This is a genomic window from Streptomyces lomondensis, assembly GCF_014651035.1.
Classification (GTDB): domain Bacteria; phylum Actinomycetota; class Actinomycetes; order Streptomycetales; family Streptomycetaceae; genus Streptomyces; species Streptomyces lomondensis.
Window position 1 is genome coordinate 488,797 of sequence record NZ_BMWC01000005.1, and the last position, 18,509, is coordinate 507,305.

Genomic DNA, 18,509 nt, shown 5'->3' on the forward strand with positions numbered 1-18,509 from the left:
GGCCCAACAGCGACACGCTCCGCGACCTCGACGCACCTCACAACGACCGGAAGGCCTGTGTGTGACGGGCGTAACCCCCCAAGATCAGGCGAAGTGACAACGGTGTAACGGGCGATCCGTACCGTCGGGGCATGACCACGACCCACGGGACCCGGCAGGAGACGCGGCAGGTGCGCAGCGTCTGCTCGTACTGCGGTGTGGGCTGCGGCCTCGTGCTGGACATCGGCATGGGGCCGGACGGGCGGCGGACCGTCCTGAAGGCCTCCGGCGACAAGGCGCACCCGGCGAACGCGGGCCGGCTGTGCACCAAGGGCGCGACCACGGCCGACATGCTCGCCGCGCCCGGGCGGCTCACCAGCGCGCTGGTGCGGGACGACCGGGGCGACGAGCCGGTCCCGGCGCCGGTGGCCGACGCGATCGCCGAGACCGCCGCACGGCTGCGGTCGATCGTCGACGAGCACGGGCCGGACGCGGTCGCCTTCTATGTGTCCGGGCAGATGAGCCTGGAGGCGCAGTACCTCGCGAACAAGCTGGCCAAGGGGTTCGTGGGGACGAACCAGATCGAGTCGAACTCGCGGCTGTGCATGGCGAGCGCGGGCACCGGCTACAAGCTGTCGCTGGGCGCGGACGGGCCGCCCGGCTCGTACGAGGACTTCGACCGGGCGGATCTCTTCCTCGTCATCGGGTCGAACATGGCCGACTGCCATCCGATCCTCTTCCTGCGGATGATGGAGCGGGTCAAGGCGGGTGCCCGGTTGATCGTCGTGGACCCGCGGCGCACCGCCACCGCGGCCAAGGCCGACCTGTTCCTCCAGGTCAGGCCGGGCACCGACCTCGCGTTGCTGAACGGCCTGCTGCATCTGCTGCACGCGGGCGGGCACACCGACGCGGAGTTCGTCGCGGCCCACACCGAGGGCTGGGAGGCCCTGCCGGAGTTCCTCGCCGACTACACCCCGGCGGCGGTCGCGGAGATCACCGGGCTCGCGGAGGAGGACCTGCGGCGGGCCGCCCTGCTGATCGGCGAGGCGGGCAAGCAGTGGATGAGCTGCTGGACCATGGGCCTGAACCAGTCCACCCACGGCACCTGGAACACGAACGCCCTGGTCAACCTGCATCTGGCGACGGGGGCGATCTGCCGTCCGGGCGCCGGGCCCTTCTCGCTCACCGGCCAGCCCAACGCCATGGGCGGGCGCGAGATGGGTTACATGGGGCCGGGGCTGCCGGGGCAGCGCTCGGTGCTCGTGGCCGAGGAGCGGGCGTTCGCCGAGGAGGTGTGGGAGCTGCCGCCGGGGACGCTGCGGGCCGACGGCGTCGGCCAGGGCACCGTCGAGATGTTCCGGAAGATGGCCGACGGCGAGATCAGGGCCTGCTGGATCATCTGCACCAACCCGGTCGCCTCGGTCGCCAACCGCCGTACGGTCATCGAGGGTCTTGAGGCCGCCGAGTTCGTGGTGACGCAGGACGTGTTCGCGGACACCGAGACGAACGCGTACGCCGATGTCGTCCTGCCGGGCGCGATGTGGACCGAGGCGGAGGGCGTCTTCGTCAACAGCGAGCGCAACCTCACGCTGACGCAGCCCGCCGCGGACCCGCCCGGGGAGGCGATGGCCGACTGGCGGATCATCGCGGAGATCGCCTGCGCGATGGGGTACGAGAAAGGGTTCTCGTACGACAGCGCCGAGCAGGTCTTCGAGGAGATCCGCCGGTTCTGGAACCCGAAGACCGGCTGGGACCTGCGCGGGGTGTCCTACGAGCGGCTGCGCGAGACGCCCGTGCAGTGGCCGGCCGCGCGGGAGGACGGGCCCGCGCGCAATCCGATCCGGTACGTCGGTGAGGACGGGCTGCGTTTCCCGACGGCTTCCGGGCGGGCCGCCTTCTTCGCGCGTCCGCACCTGCCCGCCGCCGAGCTGCCGGACGACGACTATCCGTTCGTGCTCAACACCGGCCGGGTGCAGCACCAGTGGCACACGCTGACGAAGACCGGGAGGGTCGCCAAGCTCAACAAGCTGAACTCCGGGCCGTTCGTGGAAGTCCACCCCGAGGACGCCGCACGGCTCGGGGTCGCCGAGGGCGATCTCGTCGAGGTCGCCTCGCGGCGCGGGCGGGCCGTGCTGCCGGCGGTGGTGACGGACCGGGTGCGGCCGGGGTGCTGCTTCGCGCCGTTCCACTGGAACGACCTGTTCGGCGAGTACCTGAGCATCAACGCCGTCACCAGTGACGCGGTGGACCCGCTGTCGTTCCAGCCGGAGTTCAAGGTGTGCGCCGTGTCGCTGGCGAAGGTGGCGGCGCCCGTACGCGAGGAACCGGTCGCGGCGCTGACGCCGACGGCCGTCACCCCCGGTGGCGCCGACCCCTTCGGGCTCGAGCCCTCCCCTCCCCCGGTGCTGTCCGCCCAGGAGCGCCAGTACCTCACCGGCTTCCTCGCCGGGCTCGGCTCGGGCGCCCCGGGCGTGCCGGTGCTGCCGCCGGACGCGCCCTTCTCGCCGGAGCACGCCCTGTGGGTGAACGGGGTCCTCGCCGGCATGTACTCGCGCTCGGCGCCGCCGGCCGCCCCCGCGAAGGAGGCCGCCGGCCGTGAGGTCGTCGTGCTGTGGGCGTCGCAGACGGGCAACGCCGAGGAGTTCGCCGCCGCCACCGCCGAGCGGCTGACCGCGACCGGGCACAGGGCGACCCTCGTCGGCATGGACGAGGCCGATGTCGGGACCCTCGCCCGCACGGCGGACCTGCTCTTCATCACCAGCACCTTCGGCGACGGCGACGCGCCGGACAACGGCTCGGGTTTCTGGGACGCTCTCTCCGGCGAGCGGGCCCCGCGGCTGGACGGGGTGCGGTACGCCGTGCTCGCTTTCGGCGACTCCTCGTACGACGACTTCTGCGGGCACGGGCGGCGGCTGGACGCGCGGCTCGACGAGCTGGGCGCGGTGCGGCTGGCCCCGCGCACGGACTGCGAGCCGGACTACGAGCCGTCCGCCGGGGAGTGGCTCGACCAGGTGCTCTCGGCGCTGGGCGGTACGGCCGCCGGCTCCGCCGGGAAGCCCAGGACGAAGGCCAGGCCCGCGACCACGGCCCGGCTCGTCGGGAACCGGCTGCTCAGCAAGCCGGGCGCGGGCAAGGAGGTCCGGCGGTTCACCTTCGACACCAGCGGCACGGACCTGACGTACGAGGCCGGGGACGCGCTCGGCGTGCGGCCGGTCAACGCGCCCGCGCTGGTGGAGGAGTGGCTGGCGGTGACGGGGCTGGACGCCTCGGCGCCGGTGGAGGTCGGCGGAGTCGGCGAGGTTCCCTTCGCTCAGGCCCTGCACCGGCACCTGGACATCACGCGGATCACCCCCGACCTGCTCCGCTTCGTCGCCGAACGCGCCCGGGACGACCACGCGTTGCGCAGGCTGCTGCGGCCCGACAACAAGGACGGGCTGGCGCAGTGGAGCTGGGGGCGGCAGGCCGTGGACGTGGTCGCCGAGTACGCGGTGCGGGCGAGCGCCGAGGAGTGGGCCGGGGTGCTCAGGAAGCTCCAGCCGCGGCTGTACTCCATCTCGTCCAGCCCGCTGGTCGATCCCCAGCTGGTGTCGCTGACGGTGTCGGTGGTGCGGTACGAGAACCTGCACGGCCGGGCCCGCGGCGGGGTCTGCTCACCGTTCCTCGCCGACGCCGCGCCGGACACCGAGGTGCCGGTGTTCGTGCAGCGCTCGCCGCACTTCCGGCCCCCGGCCGACGCCTCGACGCCGATGGTCATGGTCGGCCCCGGCACCGGCGTGGCCCCCTTCGTCGGTTTCCTCCAGGAGCGGCGGGCCCTCGGGCACACCGCCCCCAACTGGCTGTTCTTCGGCGAGCAGCACCGCGCGACCGACTTCTACTACGAGGAGGAGCTGACCGCCCTGCTCGACGAGGGCACCCTGACCCGCCTGGACACCGCGTTCTCCCGCGACCAGCGCAACAAGGTCTATGTGCAGGACCGGATGCGCGAGCACGGGCCGGAGCTGTGGCACTGGCTGTGTGACGGGGCCCGCTTCTACGTCTGCGGCGACGCCTCCCGGATGGCCAAGGACGTGGACCGGGCGCTGCGGGACATCGCGGTGACGCACGGCGGGATGAGCGAGGCGGAGGCGACCGTGTACGTGAAGCAGCTCGCGGCGGACAAGCGGTACGTGCGGGACGTGTACTGAACCACCGGGGCCAACAGGGCCACCGGGGCCACCGGGTCCTTTTACTCGCCTCACACCGGACTCTTCACCTCCGCCCGGGCCCCGCTCACCGGCGGCGATTAGCGTCCTGCGGCGTGTACTCGGCAGAAACGACACGGGTGGTGCCCGGCCCGCGCACGCAGTCGGCGGTGTCCGTGGCGCCGCCTCCCCCGGCCCAGTGGCACCGCGTCCTGACCCTGCTCGCCGACATCAGTCTGCTGATCGGCACGCGCGCGGTGTGGACGACGGCGGCCAGTCACCGGCCGGCCGTGGCCGCGGTGATCTCGGTGTGCTACGCCTCGATCCTGGCGTGCGGGGTGCTGGCCCTGGTCGTCCGCCGGGCCCGGTCGCTGGCCCGGGTGGACCTGTGCGTGCTGGTGACGGGCGTGACGCTCGTCCTGTGCGCGTGGGTCATGCTGCACAAGGGCTCCGACGAGGCGCTGCTGACCACCCAGGCGGCGCGGGAGCTGGCCGCGGGGCGCCCGATGTACGGGCAGCCGTGGCCCTGGCTCTTCGGCCACGGCGTGGCCCTGACCCCGACGGTGACCGGCGGCTACGACCTCACCTACGGCTATCCGCCGCTGGCCCCGCTGCTGGCCGTGCCGCTGCTGTGGCTGGGTCACGGCGGTGCCCCGGCGACGGCGGTGAGCACGGGCGCGCTGGTCGCCGGCACGGTCGTGCTGTGGCGGATGCTGCCGGCGCCGTGGCGGTCGGCGGCGACCATGGTGTGCCTGGGCTTCGGGATGCTGCCGTCGTACGGCCGGCTCGGCTACCCGGCGATCGTGGCGCTGGCCCTGCTGGTGCCGGTGGTGGTGCGCTGGCCGCGGACGGGTGCGGGCGGGCGGCTCGGGGCGCCGGGTCTGGCCCGGGCCGCGTGCCTGGGGGCGGCGTGCGCGGCACAGCAGCTCCCCTGGTTCCTGGCGCCGTTCCTGCTGGCCGGGATCTACGCCGTGCGGCGCGGTGAGCTGGGCGGGCGGGCGGCGGCGCTGGTGGTGCTGCGGTTCGCTGGCGCCGCGGCGACGGTGTGGCTGCTGATCAACACGTATTTCGTCGTGAGCGAGCCGGGCACCTGGCTGACGGGGATCGCGCTGCCGCTGACGCAGGGCGCGGTGCTGCACGGCCAGGGCGTGGTGGACGTCTCGCTGTACCTGACGAACGGCAGCGACCGGCTCGACTGGTACTCCCACGCGAGCCTGCTGCTGTTCGCCGGCCTGCTCGCGCTGTTCGTACTGTTCGTCCGGCGGCTGGGCCCGGCCGCGACGGTGCTCCCCTGGTGCGCCTTCTATCTGGCGACCCGGTCGCAGGACGGCTACTACCTGATGATGACGCCGCTGTGGCTGGCGGCGGCGGTGACCGCTCCGGCGTCGGCGTTCGCCGGGGCCTGGCAGCCGCGCCCGCGCCTGCTGTCGGGGCCCCGGCGGCGCCCGGCCCGTTTCGCCGCGGCGGCGCTGCTGCTCGTGCCCGCGCTGGGCAGCGCCGCGGTGGCGGCGACGGGGACACCGCCCCTGCGCATGCAGGTCACGGCGGCCCGTCACCCCACGCCGGGGACCGTCTCCCGCCTCACCCTCCAGGTCACCAACACGGCCGGCACGGCCCTCGCCCCGCACTTCACCCTGACCCTGGGCCAGGGCATGGACCCGTACTGGCGGATCGTCCGGGGCCCGCGCGCCCTGCCCGCGCACAGCACCGCCCGGTACGAACTCCGGCCGCCCTCGGGCCGGTTCCGGCTGCCCGGGCCGGGTGCCCGGGTCCGCCTGCGGGCGTTCACGGCGTCGCCGCAGACCCTGTCGAGCGCGGATGTGCAGGGGGAGCTACGCCGGGCGGGCTGACGGGGTCAGGCCGTGGCCCGGGTGAAGCGGAGGGTGGCGGTGACCGTGGTCCGGCCGCGGATCATGCCCAGCTGGTTCCAGCCCATGCCGAACTGCTCCCGGTCCATGCTGAACTCGGTGTCCAGGGTGAGGCCGGCGGCGTCCGAGTCCTTCAGGCGCGCGTTCAGGGACAGCGGCCTGCTGATGCCGCGCACGGTCAGCTGGCCGATGACGTGCACCTGGTCGCCGTCGCGGAGCTCGGCGCCGCGGACCGCGAAGGTGATCTCGGGGTGGTGGTCGGCGTCGAAGAAGTCGGCGGACCGCAGGTGGGTGTCGCGCTTGGCGTTGCCGGTGTCGAGGGAGGCGACGTCGAGGGTCAGGGTGCCGACGGCGGACCCGTCGGGCCGGACCTCGCCCGTGCCACTGAGGGCGCCGAAGGTGCCCTTCACGTTGACCAGGCCCCACATGGTCCTGTGCTGGATGCCGACGGTCGAGGCGGTCGCGTCGAGCTGCCACAGTCCGGTTTCCACGGCGACGGTCATGATCTTCTCCCACTCGTGTGTCGTCCAAATTTGGATGACTTTTTTGGATGACTGCACGCTAGCGTCTCGTCCAAAATTGAACAACCCCCTTCTCCAAATTTGGACGACAGGTACGCTGGGACCCATGGCCGCATCTCAGGAACACCCAGCCGACCAGCCCGGATGCCCCACGGGAGGTGGCGGGCTGCTGCCGGCCGAGCTGCGCGCCTGGATGCTGCTGCTCGCCGCGACCGGGGCCGTGGAGCAGCGGCTGCGCGCCGTCGTGAAGGAGAAGCTGGACGTCTCGCACGACGAGTTCCTGGTGCTGTGCCTGCTCGCGGAGCAGCCCGAGGGCGGCCTGCGCATGACGCGCGTCGCGGAGCTGCTGGGCCGCCCCAAGACCCGCCTCACCTATCAGATCGCCTGCCTCCAGCACGCCGGCCTCGTCACCCGCCGGTCGGTGTGCGGGGACAAGCGCGGCGTGGAGGTCGCCCTCACCGACAAGGCCCGCCGCCTGCTGACCGAGGCCTCGGGCCCGCTCGCCGAGACGGTCAAGGAGGCGCTCCCCTGCTTCATGGGACCGGACCAACGCGCCGCCCTCTTCGGGCTTGTGCCGGACCTGGCCGAGGAGTCCCGGAGGGACTGAGACCGGGTTCGCCGAAATGCCGTCGGAGGTACCCGGCGCCTGCTCGTCTCAGCCCGCCGAGGGTGCCGCGTCAGCCCCGTCCGCCTCACCGAGCGGCTTCATCTACACGGTCGTAGAATCCGGGAACACCGGCGCGACGACGAGCGTTGTCCCGGATACCCACCACACACAAGGAGCGCCTTCTTGTCCGCCAGACCGACGGACCCTCCGGGGCACAGTCCCCGACCATCCCGCCACGGCATCAGTGATCGCGGCACAGCGCGGGATGGTGTTCGATGAGTGCCGCCGAAGCCCTGCTGGGCCTGCTCGCCGTGTTCGTGCTGACCGCCGGCACCGGCTACTTCGTCGCCCAGGAGTTCGCCTACGTCTCCGCCGACCGGCTCACCCTCGCGCGTGAGGCCGAGGCCGGGGACCGCAAGGCCGCCCGTGCCCTGAGGGTGCTGGAGCGGCTGTCGTTCATGCTGTCGGGCGCGCAGCTCGGCATCACCGTCACCGGGCTGGTCGTCGGCTTCATCGCCGAGCCGTCGGTGTCCGCGCTGCTGCGGCCCGCCCTGTCCGGGTTCGGCCTGCCCGGCGCGGCCGTCAGCGGCGTTTCCGTGGTGCTGGCCTTCGTGCTGGCCACGGTCGTGCAGATGGTGCTGGGCGAGCTGGCCCCGAAGAACCTCGCGATCGCCGTGCCCGAGCGGCTGGCGAAGGCGCTGGCCCCGTCCACGCTGGCGTATCTGAAGGTCGTCGGACCCGTCGTGCACGTTTTCGACAGCGCGGCGAACAGGCTGCTGCGCAGGGTCGGGATCGAGCCGGTCGAGGAGCTGCACCACGGCGCCACGCTGGAGGAGCTGGGCCACCTGATCGGCGAGTCCCACGAGCAGGGCGCGCTGCCCAAGGACACCGCCGCGCTGCTGGACCACGCGCTGGAGTTCTCCGAGCGCACCCTCGACGAGGTGATGGTGCCGCGCGCCGACGCCGTGTTCGTCCGCAAGGACGCGGGCGCCGAGGAGGCGATCGGCCTGATCGCCCGGCACGGCCACTCCAACTACCCGGTCCTCGGCGACCACCCGGACGACATCGCGGGCGTGCTGGGCGTGCGCGAGCTGATGGCGCTGCCCGCCGCCCGCCTCGCCGGCGCGAGTGCCGGTGAACTGGCCCGGCAGCCCCTGCTGCTGCCCGACACGCTCGCGCTGCCCGACGCGGTGACGCGGATGCGGGAGCAGGACGACGAGTTCGCGGTCGTCCTCGACGAACACGGCGGCGTGGCCGGCATCGTCACGTACGAGGACATCGCCGAGGAACTGGTCGGCGACATCGCCGACGAGTCCGACACGGTCACCGTGCTCGCCGTCGCGGACGGCGACGGCTGGCTCGTGGACGCGGGCCGCCGGCTGGACGAGGTGGCCGAGGCCACCGGGGTCCGGCTGCCCGAGGACGACGACTACGACACCGTGGCCGGCCTGGTCGTGGACCGGCTCGGCCGCTTCCCGACGGTCGGCGACCGGGTCACGGTCGAGCTGCCCGAGGGCGGCCGGGCCGTGATCGACGTCCGCACGCTCGACCGGCACGTGGCCGACCGCGTACGGATCAGCCCGCTGGTGGAAGCCGAGGAGATGGCGTGAGTTTCCCGACGGCGGTCTTCGTGACCGTGCTGCTGCTCATCGGCAGCGGCTTCTTCGTGGCGGCCGAGTTCGCCCTGGTCGCCGCCAAGCGGCACCGCATGGAGAAGGCGGCGGCCGAGGGGCGGCGCGGCGCCGGGGCGGCCCTGGCCGGTATGCGCGAGCTGTCGCTGATGCTGGCCGGCGCCCAACTGGGCATCACCGTGTGCACGCTGGGCCTGGGCTCGGTGTCCAAGCCGGCGATCTCGCACGAACTGGACCCGCTGCTGCACAAGCTGGGCCTGCCCAGCGCCGTGAGCTACGGCGTGGCGTTCGCCGTGGCGATGGTCGTGGTGGTGTTCCTGCACATGGTGGTCGGCGAGATGGCGCCCAAGTCATGGGCCATCGCCCACCCCGAGCGCTCGGCGATGCTGCTCTCCCCGCCGTTCCGGGCGGTGGTGCGGGCCGTGCGCCCGCTGATCCGGCTGCTCAACGCGGTGAGCAACGCGCTGGTACGGCTGTGCCGGGTGGCCCCGCGCGACGAGCTGGCCTCGGTGCACAACCGGGAGCAGCTGACGCACCTGGTGGAGGAGTCCGAACGGCTGGGCCTGATCAGCGCGACCGACTCGGAGCTGCTGACCCGCTCGCTGACCGAGCCGGAGACGCCGGTGGCCGCGCTGCGGATCCCGGCCGCCGAGATCACCTGGGTCGAGGGCGGCGCGGACGTCGAGGCGCTGCTGCGGATGGCCGCGGCGCACGACCGCACCCGGCTGCTCGTCCGGGAGGACGGCGTCGTCCTCGGCTCGGTGCACGCCCGGGACGCCCTGGTCGCCCGCGCCCGGGGGCGTGCCACGACCGCGCGTGACCTGGCCCGTCCGGTGCCCGCGCTGACGGAGGCCACCACGGTCGCCGACGCGATCGAGGTGCTGCGCCGCCGCCGGTCCTCCCTGGCCGTCGTCCGTGACACCACGGGCCGGCTCACCGGTCTGGTCACCCTGGACGACCTGCTGGCCCGTCTGATGCAGCCGGCCGCGGCGGCCTGACGGGACGGCGCCCGAACATCCAGCACATCTGCACACCGTGGTCCAGGAGGCGGCGGGAGAACCGGCCCGCCGCCAAGTCCGCGGCACGGCATAAGAAGTTGGCGCCGAAGTGCCCGCTTCCGGAAACACGCTGCAACACCCCGAGGCGCCGCTGAACGGACGGGCTGTGTGAAGGAATAGGTGCATTGGGTGACCCCGTCACCACAGAAGTGAAGGCGGTCACCGAAACGCGTCGTGCATCACCGGCAGGCGATTGGCCCTCCTCCCCGGCAAATGCTTTGATCATGCGCACGGCGGAGCCGCCGGTGCGGGATCACAGTTCTGGAACCCGGCGACCCCCCACGCTCGCCGCTCTTGCGAGACATTCACGTGAAGGGAAACACCCCCATGAACCTCACCCCTCGGGTTGACATCGCCGAGCTGTCCGACGCCGACCTGGAGAACGTCTCCGGCGGTATGGCGGGTGCCGCTGCCTCCGCGAACCTCGTCGGCGGCCTCTCCACCGGCCTGGTCGAGCCCCTGACGGCCGAGGCCTGCGCCAGCCTCCAGGCGGTTCTGTCGACGGAGGGCGCGGCGGCGAGCGGGAGCGCGGGCGTTCACACGACCTCCCTCTGACGCATCGGCGTGAAGGGCCCCGGGAAGGAATTCCCGGGGCCCTTCGTCGTGCCCACGGTCGCAAACTTGGGGAATTAGCGAAGCACGTGACGGAATTCTGGACATCACGGGGGCGGGTAACACGGCAGCAGGGCATGGCGCAGACTTACACGGGCCCCATGAACCCCTGCTGTAAAGCGATAGGACCAACCCTGTGAAACCCGACGTGACCCGGAACGAAGAACTGCCGATCTACGAGAGCCTCATACGCGAACGCGGTGACGTCGTCGAGGAGGCTCGCGTGGTGGCCGAGGAGACGCAGCACCAGATGACGCAGGCCCTGAACGGGCACGCCGCGCCGCCGAGCGAGCCCGCTGCCCACTGAGCCCGGCGCGATCGCGCCGCCTCACCTCTCTCTTCCGGCGAAGGCCCACGGCATCCCCGGCTCCGTCACGCAGCGGAAGACCCGCCGTACGGGCGGCGTGCACAGCGCGGTCATCACCGCGCCCGCCACCACGGTGACGAGGAGCACGCCGGCGGGCCGGTGGACCCAGGCCGGCTCGTACCAGCCCCAGTGCTTGGCGGCCTGGGCGGCGAAGCCGTGCAGCAGATAGCCGTACAGCGTGCCCGCGCCCAGGGCGGTGAACCACGTCCGGCGCCCGGGCGCCCAGGCCAGGAAGCAGGCGACCAGGACGGCCGAGCAGCCGAACGCGGCCAGTGTCATCAGGGGCCCGTACCAGAACGGAGCGGCCAGTTCCCGGGCGCTGTCGGCGTGGAAGAACCAGGCGTAGTTCATCCGCGGCACCGCCCAGTAGGCCACTCCCAGGGCGCACCCGGCGACCGGCACGGCGAGGATCCGCACCGCGCGGCGGCGCACCAGCCGGAAGTGCTCCGGCCGCAGCAGCAGCCCGAGCACGAAGTACGGCAGGAACTGCAGGGTGCGCTGGAGGTCGAGGTCGTGGCCGAGGGACGGTGAGAGCGTCGCCAGCATCGCCACGGCGAGGGCGAGCGGCAGCGGCCACCGCACGTGCCGCCAGACCGGCGTCGTCAGCCGCCAGACGAACAGCGCCGCCAGGAACCACGTCAGGTACAGCGGGTCCAGCAGGCTGACCGGGCGGTCGGGGTCCTGGCTGGTCCACCGGGTGAACAGGGTGTACGCCGTCTCGAACACCACGTACGGGACGACGACGCCGGTGACCAGGCGCTTCAGCCGTGCCGGGCTGCCGTCGAAGGTGCGTGAGAAGTAGCCGGAAACGATGATGAACGCCGGCATGTGGAAGGCGTAGACGAGCATGTAGAGGGCGGTGACGGCCCTGCTGCCCGGGCGCAGCGGCTCCCAGGCGTGCCCGACGGCCACCAGCACGATGGCCAGGTACTTGGCGTTGTCGAAGAACGCGTCCCGCTGCCTGGGCGGGCGGGGCGCCGCGTCCTGCTGCCCCGTCCGCGCCGCCGGGGCCGCCTCGCCCGGCGGGCGGGCCGTGGCCACCGTGTCACTCACGGGCCCTCCCGAGAGTCGAGGCGGCTGTACCTCGTCTTGCTCGGGCTGCTCGGAGTAAGGGGGTGGCGTCTGCACGGAACATCGCCCGCACCCTAATCACAGGGCCGCGCCCTTGTTCAACTCGTAACGGACGGGACTGGCTTCGGTTCATGCCCGGGTATACGCGCCGAGGCGGTCGCTCGTCTCCCGGAGGGCGAGGGTGAAGGGGTGCCGTGGCTCGGTCAGGATCCGCCGGGCCGGGCCCTGTTCGACGAGTTCTCCGGCGCCCAGGACGGAGGGGTCGAGGATGCCGCGGCGGCCTGCCTGCTGACCGGCGCGATGCCCGCCGCGGACGTGCGCTGCCCGGGCCCTGGCCTCCCCGCGCCGGAGTGAGCCCGGGTGCTTACGCCTCCTTCCAGACCAGCACGGACAGCACGGCGCTCGCGACGGTGACCGGGGCGGCGGCCTGGTTCAGCAGCCGCACCCGCATGCTGCGCCCGGACGGGATCCGCTTCGTCACGGGCAGGACGGCGAAGGTGCCGCCGCCGGTGCCCACGATCTCGTGGATCGGGTGGTCCGCGTGGTGCTGGTCGCCCTGGTACTCCGACATGCGCGCCTGGACGACCGCCCCCTCCGGCAGACCGTCTATGTGCAGGCTGACGGTGCCGCTGAAGCGGGCCGGGCCACGGGCGAAGACGCTGCCGCCGGTGGCGTGGTCGCCGGTCTCGTCGGTCCACTCGGTGGTGAACTCGACCGAGTCCCAGGCGCCGGGCGCGAGTCGGTACTGCCGGGCGACACCGAGGTTGACGTACTGGGGCATGGGGTCCTCTCCTTCCCACAGGCCCGCCGGGAGGGCCAGGGCGTCGGCGACGTCACGGCGGAAGCCGGCCATGTCGAATCCGCGCGGGTCGACCTTCCAGTCGCTCCATTCCAGGTGGCCGATCGCGCTCCGGTGGCCCCAGCCGTGCGCGCGGCAGATCGCGGCGGTGGCCTTGACCATGGCGAGGTACTGGGCGGGCGGCCACGGGTCCCGGCCGTCGCCCTTGTTCTCGCACTCCCAGCCGTAGAACCGGGCGTTGCCGTCGACCGCGCCGGCCGAGCCGTCGTGCTCGTGCGTCGGGGGCGGGTACGCGCCGTACGACTCGCCGATGACGGCGTTCAGTACGTCGCCGTCGCCGCCGCCGGCGTGGTTGGCCCGGCCGTTGCCGGTCAGGTGGACGACGCCGTCCTTGGTGATGCATCCGGTGGCGAGCGGGCCGGGCAGTGCGCTGTGGCCGTGGTAGATCAGCCCGACGACGTCCGTGCCGGGCCCGGTGACGGTGTGGTGGATCATCACGCCGTGGACCGGCCCCCAAGGGCCCTTGTGGTTGCGGTTGTTGGTGCGCCAGCCACTGACCTCGTGAACGGCGCAGCCCTCGGCCTGCAGCGCGGCGACGAGCCGGGCGGCGGTGAGCGGTGTGGCCATGCGTCGGTCCTCCGTTTCGGCGCGCACATGCCGTGCTGAAGACAGCGGTCGCAGCTGCGGAGCATGCCTGACGGATCGTTTCGCCCGAATGTGCCGCGTGCACCTCGCCAGGCCCTCACATTCTCGCGCCGCCCGCCCCGCCGCTCACCTCGCCGTACGCCACGTCCGCAAAATCGGCGCGATTACGACGCTGCCGCACCAGGGGGCGGGGCTCTGCCGGTGCCGCCCGTAGGGCCCGACGTGGTCCGTACGGGCTCGACCGAGGGCGCTCCCGCCGCGATGAGTTTCGGCCGGGCCGGGAGTCTGCTCTGGGACCGCCGTAGAGCAGCGTACGACGCTGCCCGGCACCAGACACCACGGAGGACACCATGACGACCACGCCGGACGACCCGACCACCGCGCTGCCCGGCCGCCCGCCCGTGGTCGACCTGGCCACCTGGCAGGCCGCCCGTGACGAGCTGCTGGTCCGCGAGAAGGCCCACACCCGCGAGGGCGACGCGATCGCCGCGGCCCGCCGCCGGCTGCCGATGGCGGAGTTCGACGGGACGGTCGAGGTCGTCGGACCCGACGGCCCGGTCCCGTTCCTGGACCTGTTCCAGGGCCGCGACGAACTCGTGGTCTACCAGCACATGTGGTACGACGGCGCGCCGCACCAGGGGCAGTGCGAGGGCTGCACCACCACGGCCTGGCACCTGAAGGACGCCGTCTACCTCAACGCCCGCGGCGTCTCGTTCGCCGTCCTGACCACGGGGCCCTGGGACGAGGTGGCCGCCTACGTGGAGTTCATGGGCTACACCCAGCCCTGGTACTCGGTGCGCGGCCTGGAGGCGCCGGTCGGCGGCAGCATGGGCTACCTGACCTGCTTCCTGCGCGACGGCGACCGCGTGTTCCTCACCTACTCCACGACGGGCCGCGGCACCGAGCGGGTCAACGGCTCCCTCGGCCTGCTCGACATGACGCCCTACGGCCGCGGCGAGGCGTGGGAGGACAACCCCGAGGGCCGGCCGGAGGGCGGCAGCCCGTGCTGGTCCTGGCGCTCGGACGCGGACGGGAACGCCACCTGGGGCCCGACCAGCCGCCCGGTGCCCCAGTGGACCCGCCCCGGCGCGACCCCCGTGGAGACCCTCGGCCGGCACGGCCACCACCACTGACCGGCGGCCGACGCGTTCCCCCTGACCGGCGTCCGGCTCGGGCGGCCACGGCCGTCGCCGGGCGCCGTCAACGGGTGCGTGACCGTACGTGCCGGTGACCGTCGCGCGGGAACGCGGGCGGTGCCGCGGGCAGGAGCGAGACCTGGTCGTAGCCGCACTTGTGGGCCACGCGGCAGGAGGCCGTGTTGTCCACCTGGTGCAGGAGCTCCAGGTGTGCCGGTCCGTCGTCGGCGAAGGCGGTGAAGGCCCAGTCCGTCAGCGCCCGCAGGGCCCGGGGAGCCACGCCCCGGCCGCGCGCGTGCGCCGCGGTCCAGTAGCCGACCTCCGCCGTGGGGGCCCCGGGGGCGACGTTCTTGAGAACGACGTGTCCCGCCAACTCCCCTTCGTCGCCCCGGTCTTGGACCTCAACGACGGCGAACGCGAAACGGTGGCCCGCCTCCCGGCCGCGCCGCTGGTCCTCGACCCACCGCGCCGCGCTCGCGTGGTCGTGCGCGTCCACGCTCACCCAGCGGCGCAGGGCCTCGTCCCGACACAGCTCGACCAGGCAAGCGGCGTCGGCCTGCCGCCATGGACGCAGCAGGAGAGCGGGCGCCGAGGCGGTGGCGGCGGCCCGCAACAGCGGGGTGGGAGAGCCGGCCGTGCCGGCGGGCCGGGCTGCCCCGGTCATCGTGCCGCCCCTGACCGCATGGTGCCGTCGTACACGGTCCGGTAGTCCGGGACGACGACCCGCGCCGCTGGGGCCACCTCGCGGACCTCTGAGACGAAGGCGTCCAGGTCCATGGCCGGGTCGGGCACCGGGGAACCGTCCAGCGGCCGTTCGAAGTTGTCCCAGTGGACGGGGACGACGACGCCGGGGGTGTCCAGCGCCCGCAGCAGCCGCGGCACGTACCGGTGGGTGGCGGTACTGGCGGGCACGGCGATCATCGCCAGGTCGGGGCGCAGCCCGCGCACCGCCCGCTCGGAGAAGTCGCTCGCCCCCATGAGGAACGCGGACGGGCCGCCCTCCCCGGCGCGCACCTGGAAGGCCAGGGTGTCGCCCTCCGGCAGGTCGGCGATGGTGCTCGGGACCGTCGCGGGCGGGGCGTTCAGCGTGCCCGGGGCGAAGTAGGCGCACTTCTTGTTGCGGCTGTGCAGGCTGGGCACGACCTCGACGACGATCCCGCCGAAGTCCAGCACCTCGCCGCCCTTCACCACGGAGATCTGACCCGGATCGACCCCGAGGGCGACCAGCAGGTGGTACGTCGTCTCGGTGCCGACGACGCGCGCGCCGGTGGTCTTCGCGATGTGGGGCACGTCGGCGAGGTGGTCCCAGTGGGAGTGGCTGACCAGGACGAGTTCGGGGTGGCCGATGTGCGCGTCCACGAGGTCCGGCCGGGTCCGCAGGGGCGTGCGCGGGTCGAAGGCGCCCTCGTAGAGACCGGTGGTGAAGCGGGAGAGGTACGGATCGAAGAGCACGGTCCGGTCGCCGACGTCGATACGCCAGCCGGCGGTGCCGAGCCAGCGGAACGAGGCCGCACCGGCGGCCGTTCCGGCCTCGTCCTCCCCGGCCGAGGCAGTGGCGGTGGCGGCCGTGGCCGTGGCCGTGGCCGGTATCAGCGGGGCGGCCGCGCCGAGCGCGGCGGCACTCCGCAGCACCGCGCGACGCCCGAGGCCACGGCCGGAGGACTCGGCCGGACTGTCCGTGACATGTCTCTCCTGGGTCATGGCCTCAGGAGATCAAGGCGTGGACTCCTTTGTCCAAGACCAGTTCTGGTGCCGATCGATACGTGATCGCATATGCGGTCAGGTCAGGGGCGCCACCGCTGAGAGCACGTCCATCGGCATCACAAGAAGGCGCTCGTACGGCAGTTGCAGCGCCATGGCTACTTCGACTCCCGCGACGCCGCCCAGGCCCTCGGCGCCCTGCACGGCGTGTCCCGGGCGACCGTCTGCAACTACGCCAGATGACAGGGGCCCGTATCCCGGCAGAGAACATGTCGGCCAGTTCCCCTCGCCCGAGCCGCCGGGCCGGCTGAGCGTGCTGCCCGCGCAGCGGATGGCCCACCGGGTCGTCGAGTATCGGCTCCGAGCCGTCGAGACGCACTTATCACCCCTCGTACGCTTTCGTGGAACGGCAGGGCGGACGCCTTTGGCGAGTGGTTCGAGAAGGGCCACGCACTCCACGTGATGCGTCATCGGAAAGGTGCCGGCCGGGGACGGGGCCGTGACTGGCCGGCGACGAACCGTCGCGTTATGCCCGCCCCCGATCAACGAATTATGGCCGAAAGGCATCGGGGCCGCCCCGCCGATCCACGCTGCGTCTACTTCCCGCCCGCGCCGCCGACGAACAGTTACGGGACATCGTCGACAAGACGAACACTGCCTGATGCGGAATCCCCATCCTTGCAGGCAGGAGCCCTGCGCGGGCCCGGCTGCCCGCCGATCTCACCGGATCACTGGGGGGATGGCTGCGGCTGTGCTAGCCTCACCAACGGCTCAGAGGAAAGCGATCGGAAACGGGGGATGATCGTGTTACCGGGGCGTGTGCTCGTTATTGGGGACAGCATCCGATTAGTTTCGAAGGCGAAGTCGGCCGGTATAGACGTCGTCTATATTCAGAAGCCGTCACAATTCGATCCCGCACTGATTCCGCACTGCCAGCAGCTCGCCCTGGTGGATTATCAGCACGTGCCCAGTGCCGCCGCTATGGCCGCCGCACTGCACCGGATCGCACCGATCACGCGGATCGTCACACAGACCGAGGCAGCACAACTGGTGGCCGGTCATCTGACCGACACCCTGGGAATTCCCGGCACATCGGAACGATGCGCCCGGCTGCTGCACGACAAGTCCGCGATGCGGGCACTACTGAACGAGCAGGGCATCGGGCCCGTTCCCTATGCGGTCAATCCCACCCACGCGCAACTCCGTGAATTCGTCGTCTCGCACGGGGCGGCCATCGTCAAACCGACCAAGGGCTCGGGCAGCCTCGGAGTGCGCCGGATCGAGTCGGTCGAGGACGTCGACGAGGTATGGGCCTGGTGCCAGTCGTTCGAGCTGGGCGAATTCCAGGTCGAGAAGCATCTGGTCGGCCCCGAACTGAGCGTGGAAGCCTTTTCCGAATCGGGTCGGCACACGATCATCGCGGTGACCGCCAAGGACACCGACGGCGGGACCGTGGAACTCGGGCACGTCATTCCGGCGCCCCTGGCGGAGGACCAGCTCGACCAGATCCGCGAGTTGACGGTACGGCTGCTCGACGCGGTCGGTCTTGAGGACGGCCCGTCGCACACGGAGATCATCCTCACCGCTGAGGGACCGCGGGTCGTCGAATCGCACACCCGCCGCGGGGGCGACCGGATCAACGATCTCGTCAGGATGGTGTACGGGGTCGACATGGAGGAGGCCACCTATCGCCTCGTCGGCGAAGGTGCTCCGCTCGACGGTCATCTGCACCCCGCCCGCGGCGCGGCAGCCATCCGCTTCCTGACCGCGGCCCCGGGGGTCGTCACCTCCGTCACCGGCTTGGACGCGGCGCGGGCCGTCGACGGGGTGGTAGAGGTGTCGGTGAGTGTCGAGGCGGGTTCGGTGGTGCCCGAGCTCCGCTGGTCGGACGACCGCTGCGGGCACGTCATCGTACGTGCCGACGACGCCGACACGGCCGCCCGTCTGGCCCGCACGGTCGCCGGACACATCTCGATCAACACCGAGCCCGTCACGGGCGACTGTCCGGATCCGGACGCGTCGGAACCGGACACACTGAGCTCGGTCCTGCGGCCGTACGACGAGGTGTTCGACCCGTTCCACGGGGCCGTGACCGCGCCTTAGCCGCGATCCGGGATCCGGCCTTCCCGGCCGGATCGCGCAGGATCAGTCCCCGTCGTCGCGAGGGCAGGAAAGCCCGGGCTCGTCGGCGTGCCGGGACTACGGACAGCGGCGCCCCGCCCGCCGTAGCGGACACGGCACGACACGGAGCGCGCGTCCGGACACCCGGGCGCCCCGGACCTCGTGCGGCAGGGCGCCCGACCCCATGCATCTACATCACTCGTCACGTCAAC

The 18,509-nt window shown here is 72.4% G+C and carries 15 protein-coding genes and 1 pseudogene; 11 read left to right on the forward strand and 5 right to left on the reverse strand.

Annotated elements, in window-relative coordinates:
• Positions 1–131: 131 nt before the first annotated feature.
• The gene (locus IE255_RS20485; RefSeq protein WP_190051770.1) at positions 132–4,163 is read left to right on the forward strand and encodes a bifunctional nitrate reductase/sulfite reductase flavoprotein subunit alpha; all 4,032 of its coding nucleotides are present in this window, start codon (positions 132–134) and stop codon (positions 4,161–4,163) included.
• Between the two features lie 167 nt (positions 4,164–4,330).
• Positions 4,331–6,010: a hypothetical protein gene (locus IE255_RS20490; RefSeq protein ID WP_190051853.1), complete on the forward strand. Its 1,680-nt coding sequence runs from the start codon at positions 4,331–4,333 to the stop codon at positions 6,008–6,010.
• Positions 6,011–6,015: 5 nt separating this feature from the next.
• Here IE255_RS20490 and IE255_RS20495 read toward each other — a convergent pair whose 3' ends face one another.
• Positions 6,016–6,531, reverse strand: a complete 516-nt coding sequence (locus tag IE255_RS20495; protein WP_190051771.1) for a YceI family protein — start codon at positions 6,529–6,531, stop codon at positions 6,016–6,018.
• Positions 6,532–6,655: 124 nt separating this feature from the next.
• Between IE255_RS20495 and IE255_RS20500 the strand changes: the two genes are divergently transcribed.
• From IE255_RS20500 to IE255_RS20520, 5 genes are all read left to right on the forward strand, one after another.
• Positions 6,656–7,156, forward strand: a complete 501-nt coding sequence (locus IE255_RS20500; RefSeq protein WP_190051772.1) for a MarR family winged helix-turn-helix transcriptional regulator — start codon at positions 6,656–6,658, stop codon at positions 7,154–7,156.
• Positions 7,157–7,431: 275 nt separating this feature from the next.
• Complete coding sequence (locus IE255_RS20505; RefSeq protein WP_190051773.1) at positions 7,432–8,766, forward strand: hemolysin family protein; 1,335 nt, start codon at positions 7,432–7,434, stop codon at positions 8,764–8,766.
• Positions 8,763–9,785, forward strand: coding sequence for a hemolysin family protein (locus tag IE255_RS20510; protein ID WP_190051774.1), 1,023 nt, complete (start codon positions 8,763–8,765; stop codon positions 9,783–9,785). The genes IE255_RS20505 and IE255_RS20510 overlap by 4 nt, the downstream gene beginning before the upstream one ends.
• 387 nt (positions 9,786–10,172) lie before the next feature.
• Positions 10,173–10,400 (forward strand): hypothetical protein, encoded by a 228-nt coding sequence (locus IE255_RS20515; protein ID WP_190051775.1) that lies wholly within the window; start codon positions 10,173–10,175, stop codon positions 10,398–10,400.
• Positions 10,401–10,605: 205 nt separating this feature from the next.
• A complete protein-coding gene (locus IE255_RS20520; protein ID WP_190051776.1) occupies positions 10,606–10,764 on the forward strand; it encodes a hypothetical protein in 159 nt (52 codons plus the stop codon).
• Positions 10,765–10,785: 21 nt separating this feature from the next.
• Here the strand turns inward: IE255_RS20520 and IE255_RS20525 are convergent, their stop codons facing one another.
• The gene (locus tag IE255_RS20525) at positions 10,786–11,877 is read right to left on the reverse strand and encodes an acyltransferase family protein (protein WP_190051777.1); all 1,092 of its coding nucleotides are present in this window, start codon (positions 11,875–11,877) and stop codon (positions 10,786–10,788) included.
• A gap of 207 nt (positions 11,878–12,084) precedes the next feature.
• Between IE255_RS20525 and IE255_RS20530 the strand changes: the two genes are divergently transcribed.
• The gene (locus tag IE255_RS20530; protein ID WP_190051778.1) at positions 12,085–12,249 is read left to right on the forward strand and encodes a hypothetical protein; all 165 of its coding nucleotides are present in this window, start codon (positions 12,085–12,087) and stop codon (positions 12,247–12,249) included.
• 10 nt (positions 12,250–12,259) lie between these two features.
• On the opposite strand, the gene IE255_RS20535 is transcribed toward IE255_RS20530, so the two are convergent.
• Positions 12,260–13,321: a peptidoglycan recognition protein family protein gene (locus IE255_RS20535; RefSeq protein WP_190051779.1), complete on the reverse strand. Its 1,062-nt coding sequence runs from the start codon at positions 13,319–13,321 to the stop codon at positions 12,260–12,262.
• A gap of 368 nt (positions 13,322–13,689) precedes the next feature.
• On the opposite strand from IE255_RS20535, the gene IE255_RS20540 reads away from it, so the two are divergent.
• Positions 13,690–14,472, forward strand: a complete 783-nt coding sequence (locus IE255_RS20540) for a DUF899 domain-containing protein (RefSeq protein WP_190051780.1) — start codon at positions 13,690–13,692, stop codon at positions 14,470–14,472.
• 67 nt (positions 14,473–14,539) lie between these two features.
• Here IE255_RS20540 and IE255_RS20545 read toward each other — a convergent pair whose 3' ends face one another.
• Positions 14,540–15,139: a GNAT family N-acetyltransferase gene (locus IE255_RS20545; protein WP_190051781.1), complete on the reverse strand. Its 600-nt coding sequence runs from the start codon at positions 15,137–15,139 to the stop codon at positions 14,540–14,542.
• Positions 15,136–16,176 (reverse strand): MBL fold metallo-hydrolase, encoded by a 1,041-nt coding sequence (locus IE255_RS20550; RefSeq protein ID WP_190051782.1) that lies wholly within the window; start codon positions 16,174–16,176, stop codon positions 15,136–15,138. Before IE255_RS20550 ends, IE255_RS20545 begins: the two co-directional genes overlap by 4 nt.
• A gap of 120 nt (positions 16,177–16,296) precedes the next feature.
• Here IE255_RS20550 and IE255_RS20555 point away from each other — a divergent pair.
• Positions 16,297–16,419, forward strand: a pseudogene (locus tag IE255_RS20555) (helix-turn-helix domain-containing protein); the annotation flags it as partial.
• 555 nt (positions 16,420–16,974) lie between these two features.
• Positions 16,975–18,279 carry an ATP-grasp domain-containing protein gene (locus IE255_RS20560; protein ID WP_190051784.1) on the forward strand — a complete coding sequence of 435 codons (1,305 nt, stop codon included), beginning with the start codon at positions 16,975–16,977 and terminating at the stop codon, positions 18,277–18,279.
• The last annotated feature ends 230 nt before the right edge of the window (positions 18,280–18,509 follow it).

Coding starts and splice junctions, on each gene's coding strand:
- IE255_RS20545 (WP_190051781.1), bottom strand. CDS start 15,139: ATGACCGGGGCAGCCCGGCCCGCCGGCACGGCCGGCTCTCCCACCCCG.
- IE255_RS20505 (WP_190051773.1), top strand. CDS start 7,432: ATGAGTGCCGCCGAAGCCCTGCTGGGCCTGCTCGCCGTGTTCGTGCTG.
- IE255_RS20495 (WP_190051771.1), bottom strand. CDS start 6,531: ATGACCGTCGCCGTGGAAACCGGACTGTGGCAGCTCGACGCGACCGCC.
- IE255_RS20560 (WP_190051784.1), top strand. CDS start 16,975: ATGATCGTGTTACCGGGGCGTGTGCTCGTTATTGGGGACAGCATCCGA.
- IE255_RS20485 (WP_190051770.1), top strand. CDS start 132: ATGACCACGACCCACGGGACCCGGCAGGAGACGCGGCAGGTGCGCAGC.
- IE255_RS20500 (WP_190051772.1), top strand. CDS start 6,656: ATGGCCGCATCTCAGGAACACCCAGCCGACCAGCCCGGATGCCCCACG.
- IE255_RS20535 (WP_190051779.1), bottom strand. CDS start 13,321: ATGGCCACACCGCTCACCGCCGCCCGGCTCGTCGCCGCGCTGCAGGCC.
- IE255_RS20540 (WP_190051780.1), top strand. CDS start 13,690: ATGACGACCACGCCGGACGACCCGACCACCGCGCTGCCCGGCCGCCCG.
- IE255_RS20550 (WP_190051782.1), bottom strand. CDS start 16,176: ATGACCCAGGAGAGACATGTCACGGACAGTCCGGCCGAGTCCTCCGGC.
- IE255_RS20515 (WP_190051775.1), top strand. CDS start 10,173: ATGAACCTCACCCCTCGGGTTGACATCGCCGAGCTGTCCGACGCCGAC.